General features: G+C 53.1%; 1 protein-coding gene. It reads right to left on the bottom strand.

Features of this window, described 5'->3' with window-relative positions:
- Window positions 1-355, bottom strand: a 355-nt coding sequence (locus IG168_RS20530) for a helix-turn-helix domain-containing protein (RefSeq protein WP_193166471.1), incomplete at its 3' end; no start/stop codon positions are given.
- Between the last annotated feature and the right edge of the window lie 167 nt (window positions 356-522).

Here is a 522-nt window from a genome sequence, read left to right as displayed (position 1 = left end):
GGGCAATAAACGGAACAAATGGCCGGACAAGCATCAGTCGTACGGAATGAACCTTGGCTCCAACGCTTTCCTCGCGCGCAGCGGTCGCCAAGCCGAGGTTTGGGAAACCAAAGGCGGCACCCAAAGCATTGGCTCGCGTCGGGGCAACCTCTTTCCCCCCTAATTCTTCCTCGAGCTTCTGTATTGTTCCGAGGGTCGGATTGAATCCTCCTGGACCGATTACGTAATCCCGCCCCGGCGCGACACCGTTCAATGTTTTAGGATCAATTCCGATTTTCCGCGCGAGCGCGTGCGGCGTGTATCCTGCCAACCACGCCGTTTCAAAATAGCCTCTAATTTTAGCTTCAATGCTCAAAAATATTTCCCTTGACGCCAAGGCGTATTCGCCGCCTTACTCGAGAGTATACCCCATATATCGGGATTTATCTCCTGCTTTCGAAGCTAAAGGTAGCGATCATGTTGGTTATCAACACACCAGCCCAACACGAGGCGCCAGAACACGCCGCATTAACCGACATCTCA

The sequence above is a fragment of the Microbulbifer hainanensis genome, assembly GCF_014904735.1.
GTDB classification, from domain to species: domain Bacteria; phylum Pseudomonadota; class Gammaproteobacteria; order Pseudomonadales; family Cellvibrionaceae; genus Microbulbifer; species Microbulbifer hainanensis.
The sequence above is the reverse complement of the archived record's forward strand: the minus strand, read 5'-3'. Positions and strand labels throughout refer to the sequence as shown.